16 protein-coding genes are annotated in these 15019 nt (G+C 44.5%); 9 read left to right on the top strand and 7 right to left on the bottom strand.

All coding sequences use genetic code 11. The features are described 5' to 3' along the window. Positions 1-3 precede the first annotated feature (3 nt). The gene (locus QUA83_RS20030) at positions 4-1725 is read right to left on the bottom strand and encodes an RNA-directed DNA polymerase (RefSeq protein WP_333295329.1); all 1722 of its coding nucleotides are present in this window, start codon (positions 1723-1725) and stop codon (positions 4-6) included. 183 nt (positions 1726-1908) lie between these two features. Between QUA83_RS20030 and QUA83_RS20025 the strand changes: the two genes are divergently transcribed. Beyond that, the gene (locus QUA83_RS20025) at positions 1909-2091 is read left to right on the top strand and encodes a hypothetical protein (RefSeq protein ID WP_333295328.1); all 183 of its coding nucleotides are present in this window, start codon (positions 1909-1911) and stop codon (positions 2089-2091) included. Positions 2092-2291: 200 nt separating this feature from the next. On the opposite strand, the gene QUA83_RS20020 is transcribed toward QUA83_RS20025, so the two are convergent. Beyond that, positions 2292-2429 (bottom strand): hypothetical protein, encoded by a 138-nt coding sequence (locus tag QUA83_RS20020; RefSeq protein ID WP_333295327.1) that lies wholly within the window; start codon positions 2427-2429, stop codon positions 2292-2294. A 76-nt stretch (positions 2430-2505) separates the two neighbouring features. Here QUA83_RS20020 and clpP point away from each other — a divergent pair, with 76 nt between their 5' ends. Next, positions 2506-3114 (top strand): ATP-dependent Clp endopeptidase proteolytic subunit ClpP, encoded by a 609-nt coding sequence (gene clpP / locus QUA83_RS20015; RefSeq protein WP_006635758.1) that lies wholly within the window; start codon positions 2506-2508, stop codon positions 3112-3114. Positions 3115-3410: 296 nt separating this feature from the next. Here the strand turns inward: clpP and QUA83_RS20010 are convergent, their stop codons facing one another. Beyond that, positions 3411-4409 carry a hypothetical protein gene (locus tag QUA83_RS20010; RefSeq protein ID WP_333295325.1) on the bottom strand — a complete coding sequence of 333 codons (999 nt, stop codon included), beginning with the start codon at positions 4407-4409 and terminating at the stop codon, positions 3411-3413. An 875-nt stretch (positions 4410-5284) separates the two neighbouring features. Between QUA83_RS20010 and QUA83_RS20005 the strand changes: the two genes are divergently transcribed. From QUA83_RS20005 to QUA83_RS19980, 5 genes are all read left to right on the top strand, one after another. After that, on the top strand, positions 5285-7651 hold the full coding sequence (locus QUA83_RS20005; protein WP_333295323.1) for a ribonuclease R family protein: 2367 nt from the start codon (positions 5285-5287) through the stop codon (positions 7649-7651). Positions 7652-8138: 487 nt separating this feature from the next. Beyond that, the gene (locus QUA83_RS20000) at positions 8139-8759 is read left to right on the top strand and encodes a flavin prenyltransferase UbiX (protein WP_333295322.1); all 621 of its coding nucleotides are present in this window, start codon (positions 8139-8141) and stop codon (positions 8757-8759) included. Between the two features lie 174 nt (positions 8760-8933). After that, a complete protein-coding gene (locus tag QUA83_RS19990) occupies positions 8934-9818 on the top strand; it encodes a LapA family protein (protein WP_333295319.1) in 885 nt (294 codons plus the stop codon). 22 nt (positions 9819-9840) lie between these two features. After that, entirely contained in the window at positions 9841-10392 is a 552-nt protein-coding gene (locus QUA83_RS19985; RefSeq protein ID WP_333295318.1) for a shikimate kinase, read from the top strand. A 711-nt stretch (positions 10393-11103) separates the two neighbouring features. Continuing rightward, on the top strand, positions 11104-11235 hold the full coding sequence (locus tag QUA83_RS19980) for a hypothetical protein (protein ID WP_333295317.1): 132 nt from the start codon (positions 11104-11106) through the stop codon (positions 11233-11235). 100 nt (positions 11236-11335) lie between these two features. On the opposite strand, the gene QUA83_RS19975 is transcribed toward QUA83_RS19980, so the two are convergent. Beyond that, positions 11336-11779: a hypothetical protein gene (locus QUA83_RS19975; RefSeq protein ID WP_333295316.1), complete on the bottom strand. Its 444-nt coding sequence runs from the start codon at positions 11777-11779 to the stop codon at positions 11336-11338. A 64-nt stretch (positions 11780-11843) separates the two neighbouring features. After that, positions 11844-12248: an NIL domain-containing protein gene (locus tag QUA83_RS19970; RefSeq protein ID WP_006635751.1), complete on the bottom strand. Its 405-nt coding sequence runs from the start codon at positions 12246-12248 to the stop codon at positions 11844-11846. Positions 12249-12426: 178 nt separating this feature from the next. Here QUA83_RS19970 and QUA83_RS19965 point away from each other — a divergent pair, with 178 nt between their 5' ends. Together QUA83_RS19965 and QUA83_RS19960 are read left to right on the top strand one after the other, a co-directional pair. Then, positions 12427-13029 (top strand): thioredoxin family protein, encoded by a 603-nt coding sequence (locus QUA83_RS19965; protein ID WP_333295314.1) that lies wholly within the window; start codon positions 12427-12429, stop codon positions 13027-13029. A 68-nt stretch (positions 13030-13097) separates the two neighbouring features. Then, positions 13098-13229 (top strand): hypothetical protein, encoded by a 132-nt coding sequence (locus QUA83_RS19960; protein ID WP_333295313.1) that lies wholly within the window; start codon positions 13098-13100, stop codon positions 13227-13229. 77 nt (positions 13230-13306) lie between these two features. Here the strand turns inward: QUA83_RS19960 and QUA83_RS19955 are convergent, their stop codons facing one another. Then, on the bottom strand, positions 13307-13885 hold the full coding sequence (locus QUA83_RS19955; RefSeq protein ID WP_333295312.1) for a GTPase: 579 nt from the start codon (positions 13883-13885) through the stop codon (positions 13307-13309). Between the two features lie 3 nt (positions 13886-13888). Further along, positions 13889-14851 (bottom strand): GTPase, encoded by a 963-nt coding sequence (locus QUA83_RS19950; protein WP_333295311.1) that lies wholly within the window; start codon positions 14849-14851, stop codon positions 13889-13891. Positions 14852-15019: the final 168 nt, after the last annotated feature.

The following is a 15019-nucleotide window of genomic DNA, read 5'->3' as shown; positions in this document are numbered from 1 at the left end:
ATTTTACTGACAATTCAAGTCTTCAGATTCATATTCTATTTCACTCTCTTCCAAAATCTCTTCAAAAGAAGCTAACCCTGGAGAATGATTTTCATATAAAGTTCCTATCTGATAAACAGCCTGTTGGATCGGTTTTGGTATGGGACGCTTTAAGTTATGAGATACAAAGTCTTGCAAATGTCGATGATCGCGGTCTCTGAACATCAGATAATAAGCATATATACAATTCAACTGCAATGCGATACAATTGATTTTCATTAACTTAGTTATATGTTCAATAATTCTATTTCGGAGTTTTTGATTCATCCCTATTCTTTCTATATAGGGTAAGCCCCCCTTTCGTGAATTAACCAGATGATGAATAATTCTAGTTTTGATAAATACATTAACAAGTTCATCATCAAATACTTTAAAAAGATATTTAAGGCTGATGTTTTGAATATCATTACTATAATTTTGTGATATAAATTTTACCCACAACCAAGAGTAATAGCTCCAATGTTTTGGGTATTTTTTGGACAATATATAAAGAGATTCCATCTGCTGACTAAATGCTTGATTTTCAAGTTTCGCCCCTAATTTAATGCCATTCAAAAAAACACAGAATTTTTTTGCTTTATCTTCATCATCAATATCGTTTATTTTTATAACTTTCTTTGGATATTTTAAAAAATATAATTTCTCATATTGCTCACTTGCTTGTTTAGAATCAATTTCTTTAATGATTTGGGTTTTATCTAGCTTTTTTTCGGGCTGGCTTTCATTAGAACTCTCTTCTTGACAGGGCATTCCATAAATGCCACTTTTATTTGAATGTTTAATGAATTTAATAATTTGTTCTTGAGCTTCTATGATTTTGGTTTTTGAAGTATTCAAATTTAGTCCTATTTTTAGAAGAAATTCTTGTAAGATTATTAACACCTTTAATGAATCACTTTTATTGTTTGTAAAAACTCTAAAATCATCTACATATCTGCCGAAATTTATACCTAAGTTGAATAATGCTTCATCCACTTCATTAAGAAATATATTAGCTATAAAGCCTTCTGCTGAATTTCCTATCGGTATACCTTGGCTATTATATGTTTCACATAATTTTCCGTCCACCATTGAATAGTAACAAGTTTTGAATTTCAATGTCCTACTAAATAGAATCATAAAATGACTTTCATTAGTTATGTTTAGTTTCTGTGAAATTGCTGACAGGAGATATTCATGAGATATAGAGTCATAAAAAGATGATATGTCGGTTTTCAGCAGACAAGTGCTATTTTCGACTTGGGCAAATTGCCAATCTATAAACTCTTGAAATCCTGCATAGTGAGGCATATATAAATATCTCTTGGAAATCTTATTTTTTATATTTCTATCAAGACGATGTGAAAAGCAATTGTGAACAAACGTAAAATCCAATAGTTCAGCTAATACAGATACAAAAATAAATTTGATTACTAAGTCTTTGAATGGAGTGTATATCATCCTTCTGAAGAACATATCTGATTTGGGTAGATAGAATGAAAACGCAGTTTCTGGTTCATACAAACTGGGATTTTCCAGAGATGATTCAATTTCTTTAAATAATTTTTCTTTATTTTGTCTGTAGTAAGCTATTTCAATAAAGTTGCAGTAGGCATCTTCTTTGATTTGGTAGTAAATAGCATAGACATAGGCTTTTTCAAAAACTTCTCTTTTTTTAATTTGTTCAAGCCAAAAATTTTTATTCATTAGTTTGATTAATTTAAATGTTACCTATCAGCAAAGGATTCAATGGGTCAGGGCAAATCCCGAACGGCCGAGGGCATCAAGGGAAGGATTGCCGATCGCACTTCTAATGATATGAGAAAAGGGGGATCGATATTCCGATCGAGACACCAGTTTAGGTTAAATTTCAAGGCAGGATGATGTATTATGCCGACCACTGCTCCAGAAATCTATATCCAAGTTGTCCGCACTTTGTCACTAACAGAACGGCTGCGCTTGGCAACTCTTATCCTCAACGAGTTATCGCAGCCAAATCTCGCTGTAGTCGAGCCAAGTGATACCTGGACGGATGAAGATTGTCTTGATGTCACAACCTTTTCTTTGCAATAGGCAGCTACTATCGTTCATAGCGACCCCGACATTTTAGGGGGAAATTTTGTGTCCATAGGCACTCGCGTCCGATGAAAATTCTGCTTGATGATCTCGAAGTTGGTGATTCGCCCTGCGGAGTTTCTAGACCATTTTGCTAGTGTCAGCGGCGATCGAGCGATTTGAGTTTTCGCAATGATACGATCGCCACATAACAACATTTAACGTTTATTGATGTCGGCTTCCTCAACATCGATCGCCCTTGGATCGGAAATCCGATCGCACCCCCGCCACAATTTCGACAAATTACCGCCCCAACCCCGCCCAGCTAAAGGATTTTGCCGATTTCTCGATCGCACGCCACCGATCGCTAACTATAACTGAGCCCTAATCGCTAAAATTAAAAAAAGATACGTAATAGGCAGGCAGGCGTCAATGATCCCAACAGTTATAGAACAATCCGGTCGCGGCGAACGCGCCTTTGACATTTACTCGCGACTCCTGCGCGATCGCATCGTCTTCTTGGGCCAACAGGTTGACTCAGACTTGGCTAACCTGATCGTTGCCCAATTGCTATTTTTAGACGCCGAAGACCCGGAGAAAGATATTTACCTCTATATCAACTCCCCAGGGGGTTCGGTAACAGCAGGTATGGGCATTTTTGACACGATGAACCACATCCGCCCCGACATTTGCACTATTTGTCTCGGTTTGGCAGCCAGCATGGGCGCTTTTCTGTTGAGTGCCGGCGCTAAAGGCAAGCGGATGAGTTTGCCTCACTCCCGGATTATGATCCACCAACCTCTAGGCGGAGCTCAAGGACAAGCAACCGATATTGAAATTCAGGCAAAAGAAATTTTGTACCACAAACGCCGCCTGAACGAACATCTTGCCAACCATACCGGTCAGCCGCTTTCCCGCATTGAAGAAGATACCGAACGGGATTTCTTCATGTCCGCTGAAGAAGCAAAGGACTACGGATTAGTCGATCAAGTGATCGATCGCCGTCCTTCCGCCAGCCGCCCGATCGCCGCTGTCGTCTAAATAAAAAGTTAAAAATCAAAAATGAGGAAATATTCTTCATTTTTGATTTTTAATTTTTAACGTTCAAAAGTAGCTCTTTAATGGATAAAAGGGGGGCGAGAAACCGGGTTTTTTACCCTAATCTTTGGTTCTCAACCTTAATCTCTGTAAAAAACCCGGTTTCTTTAATCCGGGAGCAACGGGGGGCGAGAAACCGGGTTTTTTACCCTAATCTTTGGTTCTCAACCTTAATCTCTGTAAAAAACCCGGTTTCTTTAATCTAATAGCCTCCAGCGCCTTGTTTAGTTGCCGAATTCCTAGGGCAAAGATTCGAGATATTGCAGAAAGTCGAGCAATTCTACTTGATTTAAGAAATGGCGCGCTTCTTTGCCATAACCTTGTTTGAGATAATCTTTTCCTTGGTTGGCAGTCCAGCCCAACCGCTTGATTTCCTCAGTAGTTCTGCTGTAGATTTCCAGATATTCTAGGAAATCTACCAACTGTTCGCTAGAAAGCTCTCTCTGCGACGACTTGCCGTAATTTTGTTCCAGACAGTCGCTTTCCTGTTTTTTCTTCCATTGCAGGCGTTTGAGGATGGCGTCTATTTCGGCGATCGTATCAGAATTATCCTCGATCGCATCGCTCGGAATTCCCACTGCGATCGGTTGCAATTCCCTGAGTTCTGCCGCACCCTGTAGCAGTTCACTTTGGCTAGAAGTCGGTACATCCAGTTCCTGAAGTGGTTCGCCGTAGCTAGAAGAAAGCCAAGCGTCCGAGTCTAACTGCTTCGGTACAAATCCAGTAGCCTCGACGCGATCGACCGTTGGAGGAAGCGGTTCCGGTACAGGTGCGATCGGCTCTTCATTTAATTTCGCTTCAGTCTTGACAAAATTGCTTTGATGTGTTTCAGGCAATTTGTCAGCAACAGGCATTTCTAGAACCGGAAGAGGAACACTTGTCGGCCCAACAGGAACCGGAACCGCAGGAGGAGGGGGAGGGGGAACAGCAGCAACCGGGGAAACAGCAGGAGGAGGGGGAACAGCAGCAACCGAAGCAACCGGAGCAACCGGAGCAACCGGAGCCGGATCAACACTCGCGATCGCACGATCGGGCGCAGCAGATCCAAGGACAGCGATCGCTCGCAACCGGGCGCGGTCTTCAGCATCCTCAACAGACTCAGCAGCCGACATAGCAGTAGCAAGAGTTTTGCCGTCAACCTGAACCAGACAGCGAACAACAAACTTACCGTGATGAACAGTCAGCAACTCACAAATTAACTGTCCAGCGGGATAAAGGGCGCGAAATTCAGCAAACATAATTTTTTGACCCCGAAACCAGAAGGGGCTTATGACTTAAGTGTAGTACAGCCCAGAGAAAACAATTTTCTGAAAGCACCTATTCAACATACAATAAATTAAAGGTGAGTCATCCGCGCAACCTTACACGCCACTAAACCCCATGCCACATCCAGCGGTTTAAGCTAACAAGCATCGGGCGTCATTTCTACCTATAGGAGATGACACAGCAACTAAGCAAAAGTAGTAAAAGTCTCCGGTTTGCGTACCTGCACTTTCTACAGCACAGATTGCTCCCGACCCGCTCGTTGCACCTCTGTCCGCAAGGGCCGATCGCGTGCAAAAAATAGGGGCATCGCAGCGGCGAGCTACTAGCAATTTTGCCTTGATCCGGTAAGTTCTTTGCTAAAGCAAGAGGCAAGAGGCACTTCAAAAGGAAGAAGGAACAAGGCAGAAGGAAACAAGGCAGAAGGAAGAAATGCACATTTTCTCCATCTCCATCCCTCCATCGGCTCATCCTCGACTCAAGCCGTTGCTTTCAGTATCGAGCCATCTTTTAAGAACCGACAGAGGCTTTCTAATTCGCGAAGTGCTCGGCGCTGCTGACCTAAAAGCAAACAAACCAACGCTCAAAAATTGTATTGGGGAATAGCGTGCGGGACATTTGTCTGCACCGTCAGCAGTCAGTTCAAGACAGACAGCAGACAATTAGCACCAAGCCGGTGTCGGGAGAGAATCTCAAAAAAACCTCGCGATGAAACAAGGTGGCTGTGCTCGCGTCTCCACCTATCAACCCGCGCATTTGTTGGGAAGCAGGCACTACGAGGGCCCGAGGGGGTGCGGCTGATTTCGCCAAAATTAGACTAATTGCTGGAAACAAGAGGATCGATCGCTACATGGAATTTTCTATCGCTGCACTGCTGGCAAATTTTACAGAAGACAAATTAGTGGCCCCAAAAGCATTGGAGAAAAAACTCGACTGCAACGACGCCACCAGTCAACTCAAACTTCAAATTGCATTAGAAGCTCTAGAGAAAATTGGCATATTAGTCAAAGACAAAGGCCGCTATCGCCGAGTAGCTGAAGACGACGTAGTAGAAGCAAAACTGCGCTGTTCGAGCAAAGGATTTTGCTTTGCAATTCAAGACGCCGAAGGCTCTGAAGACGTTTATGTGCGGGAAAGTCACCTCTCGACAGCTTGGAATGGCGATCGAGTATTAGTCAAAATCATCAAAGAAGGTAGCCGCCGCCGATCGCCCGAAGGCGAAGTCATGCTCATCCTCGAACGCGCCAACCCCTCGGTACTCGCGCGAGTCAAGCAAACCGCCACCCCCACCGGCCGCGTCAGCTACAGAGCAATCCCCCTAGACGATCGCCTGCTGTTTGAACTAGACTTGCTCGCAAACGGCACAAATCTCCAAGAGGCGATCGACCACCTAGTACACGTCGAAGTCAAACGCTACCCCCTCGGCACCCATCGCCCAGTCGGCAAAGTAGTACAGGTACTAGGTTCCGACGCCGAAGCCGCGGACGACCTCGACATCGTATGCTGCAAACACGACTTGCCGCGATCGTTCCCCGCCGCCGTCATCAAAGCAGCCGAAAATTTGCCCAGCAAAGTCAAAAAAACCGACATCAAAAAACGGCTAGACTTGCGTAACATTCTGACTGTTAGCTTCAGCAAAAACGAACCGGGAACAAGCAACAGCGAAAACGATACCCCTCAAGCCCAGGAGGAAAATCTCTCCGAAGGAGGAGGCGAAAAGGAGTTTGATCCGACAGCATTCCTCTCCGATCCGCCAGTAGAACGCGCTTTGTCGATCGAAACCCTGAAGCCCGGCCGCTGGCAAATAGGAATCCACATCAGCGACGCCGCCGAGTACGTGCAGCCAGAAACCCCGATCGACCGCGAAGCCCGCAAGCGAGGCACCGCCGCCCATCTGGGAGAAAAAATCATCGCCGTATTGCCAGAAACCCTCAATGAGCGCTGCTCCCTGCTGCCAGACACAGAACGGCTGGCCTTCAGCATACTGCTGACCCTAGACGAATCAGGAGAACTCCTAGAATACGAGATTCAAGCCAGCGTCATTCAAATTGACTACCACCTCACCTACGAACAAGCTCAAGCAATTCTCGAACCAGGCGATGGCGAAGAGCACCCTTTATCCTCCACCCTCCGTCCTTTCCTAGATCAACTCGGTGCTGCCTCACAGGCTGCCAGACAGACAAGGCTCAAGCGAGGAGCTTTTGAACTAAATTTGCCCGATGCTAACTCTCACTTCGACGACGAAGGCGAATTAGGAGCTTTTGCAGTCGCTCCCCCCGCCCAGTCTGCTGTCTCCGAGTTAGTCGTACTCGCCAACCAAGCTGTCGCCACCCACCTGCAAGCCTTGGGAGTCCCAGCAATTTACCGCGTCCAGCCGATGCCAGATCCGGCAGACATTCAAGAGTTCATCAAACTCTCCAACAACCTCGGAGGCGAACTGTATCTCGAAACCGAAGAAGAAGTTTTGCCCTTGGACTTTCAGCGATTTACCCAGCAGTTTGCCGGCCTTAAGTCCGAAAGAGTTCTCACCTACCTGCTAGAAGACACCATGAAACCCGCTGTTTACAGCACCACTCCCAAGCCGCACTTCGGTTTGGCGCTGTCAGAGGGTTACACGCGCTGCACTTCGCCGCTTTCCCGCTACGCCGATTTGCTGGTGCTGCGGGTGTTGCAAGCGGTGTTTGAGCAAGGCCGCAGCAGCCGCACAACACGGGCTAAGGAAAAAGTTGACTTGCACCATTCCTCCTGTCACGGTCAAATTACTTGGAATGTTCTCCCGCCAGATTTGCACCACGAATTTGAGACAGAGTTTGCATCGGCCGTGGTACACCTGACGGAACGCGAAAGAGTTGCTGAGGATGCCGAAAGCGATTTGCAGGGATTGAAGAAAACGGGATTGATGAAAGAACGCACCGGGCAAACTTTCCAGGGTTTGATTACAGGTGTGCAGTCTTACGGTTTCTTTGTGGAAATTGAGGTGCGGCCGCCGGAGAGCGACATCTTGCGTGTTGAGGGATTAGTACACGTTTCTTCGCTGAAGGATGACTGGTACGAATATCGATCGCGCCAGCAAACTCTGGTGGGCCGCAAAAACCGCAATCAGTACCGTTTGGGCGATCGGGTAGAAGTTCAAGTCAAGAGTGTTGACTACTACCGCCAGCAAATTGATTTAGTTGCAGTTGGTGGCGGCAGTCAAGCTTTTGATGATGATGAATAATCAGTTGACTGTTGACTGTTGACAGTTAACTGTTGACTGTTGACTGTTGACTGTTGACAGTTAACTGTTGACTGTTGACTGTTAACTTTTCTCAATACTTAGTTGTCATTGTCTGGCAACTAAGTATTAAGAAGTGGGCGGAAAACTATACTCAGCAATCATCAAACAATAATTAAGGACTAATATCAAATCCGATAGCATCGTCGGGCGTCAAATCCAGCCAAGAGTCAACAATCACGGACGGTGCAACCAGAATTTATATAACTTATCTGCGTGAATCTGTGTTAATTTGCCTATATCTGCGGTTACAAAAAGAGAATTTATTAACCGCAGATGACAACGGCTGGACGCTGATTCACGCAGATGAAAAGAAGAGAGATATGAATAATTCCGATGCTAACTGATTTGATATGACAACTAACAACAGTCAACAGTCAACAGTCAACCGACAACTAACAAATAACAAATAACAAATAACAAATAACTAATGACGAATAACTACCCCCTAATCTTAGGAGTTACCGGTGCATCGGGACTGATTTATGCGGTGCGAACATTGAAATATTTGTTGGAAGCCGATCGCGCTGTGGAACTGGTCGCTTCCAAGTCTACTTACATGGTTTGGCAAAGCGAACAGAACACCCGAATGCCCGCAGAACCTACGCTTCAAGAAGAATTCTGGCGGGAACAAGCAGGAGTAGCCACAATGGGTAAACTTCGGTGCCATCCTTGGCAAGATGTCGGTGCTAATATTGCTAGTGGCTCCTTTCGTACCCAAGGGATGATGATTATTCCCTGTAGCATGAGTACGCTGGGCAAATTGGCGGCTGGGTTGAGCTCGGATTTGCTCGAAAGAGCGGCCGACGTTCAGCTCAAGGAAGGGCGAAAATTGGTACTCGTGCCTCGCGAAACGCCTTTTAGCTTGATTCACCTGCGGAATTTGACTACCTTGGCCGAAGCTGGAGCTAGAATTGTACCAGCGATTCCTGCTTGGTATCACAATCCGCAAACTATTGAAGATTTGGTAGACTTTGTGGTGGCTCGCGCTTTAGACCAGTTGGGGATTGATTGCGTTCCTCTCAAACGCTGGAAAGAAGATGTCAGTTGACAGTTGACAGTTGACGGTTGACGGTTGACAGTTGACAGTAACAACCAATAACCAATAACCAATAACCAATAACCAATAACCAATAACCAATAACCAATAACCAATAACCAATAACCAATAACTGACAACATACAACTGACAACATACAACAAACAAATTCTTAATATTTTTAATATGCGACCTGTATTTTTGCTAGTAATTGTGGTGGGGCTGACTATTTTTGCCCTGCAAAATGTGGAGCCGGCTTTATCGCTGGTGTTTTTGGGAGTTCGATCGCCTGCTTTACCTTTATCTATCTGGATTTTGCTGAGCATGGTGGTGGGAGCTCTCACATCTTTATTGATTTCTGGTTTGCTCGCTTTTTCAAATTACCTATCTCTAACGGGAGACCGCACCGGCCGATCGAGTCGCAGCGGTCCCGATACTTTCCCAGAGGACAGGAGAACACCTTACACGCCACCTCCCCCTCCTAGAAAACAGGGAATTGACCCGGATCTGAATAGGGAAAATAGCCAAACTCAGGCTACTGGTTCCTACCGAACTGAGTACGGCACGTCGGCTGGTTACAGTGCCCGGACTTTCCAGCAAGAAACTCCGAACCCGGATGGGGCGAAGGATTACGCTCAACCGGCAACTTATGCAGCCGCAGACGATGAGGACGATTGGGTCTCAGATGGCTCAAAATCAGGCTCTCAAGGGGGCGATGACGATTGGGGGGACGATCGCGATTTTCCCGATCAACCGCAGGTCAATGATGTTCCAGGGGCAAATCCACGGGCTTACGAAGCTCAGCAGGAACCGAAAATTAAATCTTGGGCTGGCTCAGTCTATTCTTACGGCTATCGAGATCCGAGCCAGTCTGGGGTGGGGCAAACTGAGGCTGTATACGATGCGGAGTATCGAGTGCTGATTCCTCCGGGAGGCGAGATTCCTAAACCCGCTGATGAAGCACCAATAAATCCTATGGCAGAAGCAGATGAGGATTGGGGATTGGATGAGGGTGATGAGTTTGATGACGATGATGGCCTCAGTGGCAGATCAATTAACCTGAAAAAATAGAAAAATATCGGAGGATTTGGCAGTGGATGGGTTGAGGGGAGTAAATATCTATCTTGTCGGGATGATGGGTGCGGGAAAAACAACGGTGGGGCGGATTTTGGCAAGAAAATTAAAATACCGTTTTTTTGATACTGATGAACTAATTGTTCGAGTTGCTAATCAGTCAATTGCTGAGATTTTCGATCGAGAAGGGGAAGAGGCTTTTCGGGAACTAGAAACTAAAGTCCTCGGTGAGTTGTCTGCGTATCAAAATTCGGTCGTGGCTACGGGCGGCGGCATTGTGGCCCGATCGATGAATTGGGGTTACTTGCACTACGGTGTAGTAGTTTGGCTGGATGTGCCTGTAGATCAATTGTACGATCGACTGCGTTCGGACACCGCTCGACCCCTACTGCAGGAGGGCGAGATCAAATCTAAGCTGCAAAGCCTTTTGAAAGACCGAGAGCGTTTCTACACTCAAGCAGATGTCCGAGTCTATGCTGGTGTGGGCGAAAGGCCTGAAGCAGTCGCCACTAGGGCGATCGAGGAAATCCAAAAAGTTATCAAACCAGAAACCGGGCCTGATCTCAATTGATACATTCAGAAACCGAGTTTCTCAGAAAATAACAGGTTTGTGAGGACTTTTGATACCAGTTCAAAAAAATAATGCAACTCTACGCACACTCTAAACCACAAGCTTCATCACTCATTCCCAAAATCTAAAATCTAAAATCTAAAATGGTATGACTTGGGTGAAAATACTGGTTTTTGTATGAGTGTGTCCGTTTAACCACCCCATATTTTGCAATCTACCGGGTTTGACTGGATGTGATGCGTAACTTTTATCAGTATGAGGATGTGGTGATGCGGAGATTTTATACAAGAACTAATGGCAGACTCATCTAATGCGTTAAAGTCGGCTATTGAGTTTTCCCTAAAAATAAAAGGGCCCCACCGCTGAAGGGCTGTAGGGCGCAAGGACAGTTAAACGCTAACTTGATTGTCGGGAAATTTAGCATCAATGATACTCTGCTATGTGACGATTTTACGATCGTCCATTCCCTCATCAACTCTCCCGTATCAAAAAATGTAACCCAGCACCGATCGAATTGAACCTGTCCTATTCTAAAAACAATACCTCATGCATTCTGACTAGCAGCTCCCGAAAGCTGCTTTTTTATTGCGATAAGTTTTTGGCTGCGGGACTTGCGGGATCTTGGCAATAACATTTTGAGCAAAAGTCGCTACATTTCAATACTGCCCTAGGGGTTTTCATTTCCACCCTAGGTTCGCCGGTAATTGGTAATTGGTAATTAGTAATTGGGAATTAGTGACGCGCAACGGGGAATCGGCAATTGAGATGCTGTACCTCACCAGGCTGGAAAACTGCTATGATTACGGCGCGGAACGAAGAATTAATCCGGGGGTGGGGGATTGAAAAAAAATAAGCTGTATTTATTGATGAGCGATCTGATAGTTTTTGGCTAAATATCCGTTGCGAGTTATAGAATTTGGTTGGATGAATTTCCCGTTTCCAATTAAGAGAATACGAGCCTGCCTGTCCTTGACCAAAACTCGATCGCTCCGCCCAACCCCACACCTGTTAAAGAAATGGTAGCTAATACCGCAAAAGCCCGCCAATTTTTCCAACCAGATATTTGAATATCTAGTCTTGCCAAAGATCCGGCTGAAATCAAAAGTAAACAAGTAGCAAAAAGGTGCATCCAAGCAATAACTACCACTGCTATAAAAGCTCCTAAAATTATAGAAATAAAAGCACCCATATCACTCGAAAACCACCGCAGGATTAATGCTTTTATGTCTGTCAGCGGGAAGGACAAGGCTGCAGCCAACACTAGAATTGAAGCTATGGCTAGAAACCAAGTCAGGTGCGGGGGAACATCAAACTCAGATAATTTCCAGCCAAAAGTGAAATAAGTAACAAAAAGTAGAGTTAGGGAAACCCAAGAGTTTTTTTTCATCCAATGGCACAATTAGGAGAACCAGGCAAAAAAAGATGATGCTCCCGATGAGTTTGTACAGGGCTTAGAGGTTAGTAGAAATAGCTTGCACCGGACAGGTAGGGATGCACTGCTCGCAAACGATACACCGCGATCGAGCAAAACTTAGTTTAAAGCTTTCTGGGTCAAGGGTCAAGGCTTCGGTCGGGCAAACCCCCGTACATAAACCGCAGTGAACACAGATATCTTCGTCTATGAGTATTTCCCGACTGGCTAGGGAAACGCCGATGTTTTGCGATCGCATCCAGTCGATCGCCGCTTCTAGTTGGTCGATGTCCCCTGATAACTCTAGCACCAGTTTGCCCACTTGATTCGGAGCCACCTGAGCACGGATAATGTTGGCTGCAACATTAAAATCCTTTGCCAGTCGATAGGTGACAGGCATTTGGATCGATCGTTGGGGAAACGTCAGTGTTACCCGTTTTTTCACCCTGCAAGTCCTCGGTAATTTACAAACAATCTTTGTTATCTTCTGTTTTAGCGCACTTAATCTAATTACTGCCTTTAGCACAAATTTTTATGAGATGGGTCTGATTATCTCAAAATGTGCTATAATCTGAATCTATTATTTAAAATACAAACATAGAAATCAAAGCGCAATTTATTTTATGACCCAGAATTCGCCCAAGTCAACTGTCGCCCCCGTCGCCAAGAATCCCGAAACAAAAGTCGCCACGCGCCTCAGAAACTTATTGATCGTATTAACAGCGATCGCCCTTTCAATATCCATCTTCTTCGGGCTGCAAACCCAAACGCCGTCAAGCAGTCTCACCGACATGGCAAAAGCTTCAACGCCATTAGAAACAGCTTTGGTAAATGGCAAACCGACACTAATGGAATTTTATGCTAATTGGTGCGGTAGCTGTCAGGCAATGGCTAAAGATCTGAGCGAAATCAAACAGAAATACGCCGAACCGATGAATTTTGTAATGCTGAATGTAGACAATGACAAATGGCTGCCAGAAATCACCAAATATCGAGTAGATGGCATCCCGCACTTTGTCTATTTGAACGATAAAGGCAGCGCGGTTGCTGAAACGATGGGCGAAATGCCGCGCAGTATTATGGAAGCTAACTTAGAAGCTTTAATTGCAGGAAAACCTCTGCCACACGTCCAAGCTGGCGGTCAAGTTTCTAATTTTACTCCCCCCACAGGGCCTGTGAAAACAAGTAGCTCCGACCCCCGCGCCCACGGCTCTCAAGTACAGTAAATGAAGTCATTAGTCAGTAGTCAGTAGGAATAAGAAGCGTTGCTGATTTACGGTATGAAAGGCTAAATATGCCAGTCATAGAAACCAATATCGACAAAGCTTGGGGATTTTTAAATGATTTTTTTCATACCCTGATTAAGCAACGCCAAAATGAGAGCGATCGCACCTCAGTTAAGGAAGGGCGATCGCTTTTGAGGTAAGGTTATAATAAACTAAATTGCACGTTTATGTAATTAGTTAATGAGTGGTATTAACCGCAAAAGGAACCGATTAGAGATCAATCTGTTAATACTGAGAGAATAGGTAATCCATCCGATGTCCAATTTTCTACAATATTATCAACTAACCATGTTTGCTCAAATCCTTGAAATATTTTGTCAACATCCTGTTCTTTTGTGAGATTTTGGATCAACTCAAAAATTTGTTGACTCCTTTTTTCTGCAACTATCTCTAGTTGATGGTTAGGTATAGATGCAGCAAACGTTAAAACAAGAATAGAGCGATTCCAAATAGATGCACCAAGTCGATTAGTCAAAAGGCGTAGTGTTCGCTTTTCGTCTGGCCGAAAACGAGTTTCGTTAAGCCTACTCACATAGATGGTTGCATAAATCTGAGCTAAATTAACTTTAGCCCGTACTAAAGATAGGTAGGCTTCATCACAGGCTTCGTCATCCTCAGCTAATCCAGGTGTATCGATAAGAGACACATCGCCTAGAGGAGTTTTGTAAGCATAATGCTCAACAATTTTTGTACAAGCTTCATACTCAGAAGTCTCAGCAATGTAACTACCAAACGCCGCATTGATAAAACTTGATTTGCCAACACCTGTTCGTCCCACTAGCAGAAATTTACGCATAGTTTACCAACGGAACAACCCACCTAAAAATCCTATTGCTGCACCAATTGCACCCCCGATACCAGCACCGACAGGCCCTGCTATAGAGCCAATTGTAGCCCCAACAGTTCCTCCCATCGCTGCAAGTCCTAGCACCTCAGAAGTCTTATTTGCGACTACTACCGCCTGCCTCTCATTAAGCTCAATAGGTGTATATGTTGGGGCTGGCTCATAAATTTTTTCTATTATAACTTCTCTTTCCTTATCAGGTCGTTTGACTCGCTCTACAGTTGCCATGAAAAATGGTGCTGCACCTTTAGCAGAAATTCTTGCATATATCTGCGTATAAAGTTCACCTAACCATTTTTGTCCATCGGGAGTTCTCTCACTTTTGTTATCAACTGCAACTGACGGAACGTTATTTGCTATTCCAATGCCAGTGTATTTAGCGATCTCTTTCCGAATGAGTTCCGTCCTTTTCTCCAATGCAATCGGATAGTCTGAGGCATTCTTTGCCCCTGCAAAAGTAAATATAATAACAGCTTGTTCCCAAATTTTTGAATTGAAAGCCTCAGAAATCAGTTTGATTCCTCGTTTTTCGTCATTAGTAACTCTTGTTTCATCTAAACGGCTGACAAACCACATAGAGTCAACATGGCTGACATCGGAACGCATCCGTTCTAAATATTCATAATCATTTCCAACTTCCTCAAGATCATCGCACAAGCCAGGAGTATCAATTATAGTGAAATTAATCCCATTGAGTTCATTGTCATACTTTTTAATATCCATTGTACAAGGTTCATAGTCACCGACTACAGCAATTGTTTTACCCATCAAACTATTTACAGTGCTTGACTTTCCAACTCCTGTACGACCAACCAATAGAAAAGTGAATTTTTTGCCCTGCGTTACTTGCAGTTTTTCCTTCAGAGTTTCTAACCAATTTCTTGCTGGCTCTTCATCATTGCTATTGAATACAGACATAGCTTGATTCTCCTAGTTGACAAACGAAATAAACAACCTTGTATTCAATTGTTTCTCTTAAATTACAGCCTTTAATTCCGTAAATATATCATATAAGTAGGTAGGCGGGAAAAAACCAATCTATGTAACAAAATATTAAGTTACCTAATTGGAGTTAAACTTAAGACG

It is taken from the genome of Microcoleus sp. K1-B1, assembly GCF_036704705.1.
Lineage (GTDB): Bacteria > Cyanobacteriota > Cyanobacteriia > Cyanobacteriales > Microcoleaceae > Microcoleus.
Note: the sequence above shows the minus strand (reverse complement) of the source record. Positions and strands in the feature narration are given on the sequence as shown.

Excerpts from the sequence above, each read along its gene's own strand:
- QUA83_RS20005 (WP_333295323.1), top strand. The coding sequence starts at position 5,285 with ATGGAATTTTCTATCGCTGCACTGCTGGCAAATTTTACAGAAGACAAA.
- QUA83_RS20030 (WP_333295329.1), bottom strand. The coding sequence starts at position 1,725 with ATGAATAAAAATTTTTGGCTTGAACAAATTAAAAAAAGAGAAGTTTTT.
- QUA83_RS19960 (WP_333295313.1), top strand. The coding sequence starts at position 13,098 with ATGCCAGTCATAGAAACCAATATCGACAAAGCTTGGGGATTTTTAAAT.
- QUA83_RS20025 (WP_333295328.1), top strand. The coding sequence starts at position 1,909 with ATGCCGACCACTGCTCCAGAAATCTATATCCAAGTTGTCCGCACTTTG.
- QUA83_RS20010 (WP_333295325.1), bottom strand. The coding sequence starts at position 4,409 with ATGTTTGCTGAATTTCGCGCCCTTTATCCCGCTGGACAGTTAATTTGT.
- QUA83_RS19990 (WP_333295319.1), top strand. The coding sequence starts at position 8,934 with ATGCGACCTGTATTTTTGCTAGTAATTGTGGTGGGGCTGACTATTTTT.
- clpP (WP_006635758.1), top strand. The coding sequence starts at position 2,506 with ATGATCCCAACAGTTATAGAACAATCCGGTCGCGGCGAACGCGCCTTT.
- QUA83_RS19975 (WP_333295316.1), bottom strand. The coding sequence starts at position 11,779 with ATGAAAAAAAACTCTTGGGTTTCCCTAACTCTACTTTTTGTTACTTAT.
- QUA83_RS19950 (WP_333295311.1), bottom strand. The coding sequence starts at position 14,851 with ATGTCTGTATTCAATAGCAATGATGAAGAGCCAGCAAGAAATTGGTTA.
- QUA83_RS20000 (WP_333295322.1), top strand. The coding sequence starts at position 8,139 with ATGACGAATAACTACCCCCTAATCTTAGGAGTTACCGGTGCATCGGGA.
- QUA83_RS19955 (WP_333295312.1), bottom strand. The coding sequence starts at position 13,885 with ATGCGTAAATTTCTGCTAGTGGGACGAACAGGTGTTGGCAAATCAAGT.
- QUA83_RS19965 (WP_333295314.1), top strand. The coding sequence starts at position 12,427 with ATGACCCAGAATTCGCCCAAGTCAACTGTCGCCCCCGTCGCCAAGAAT.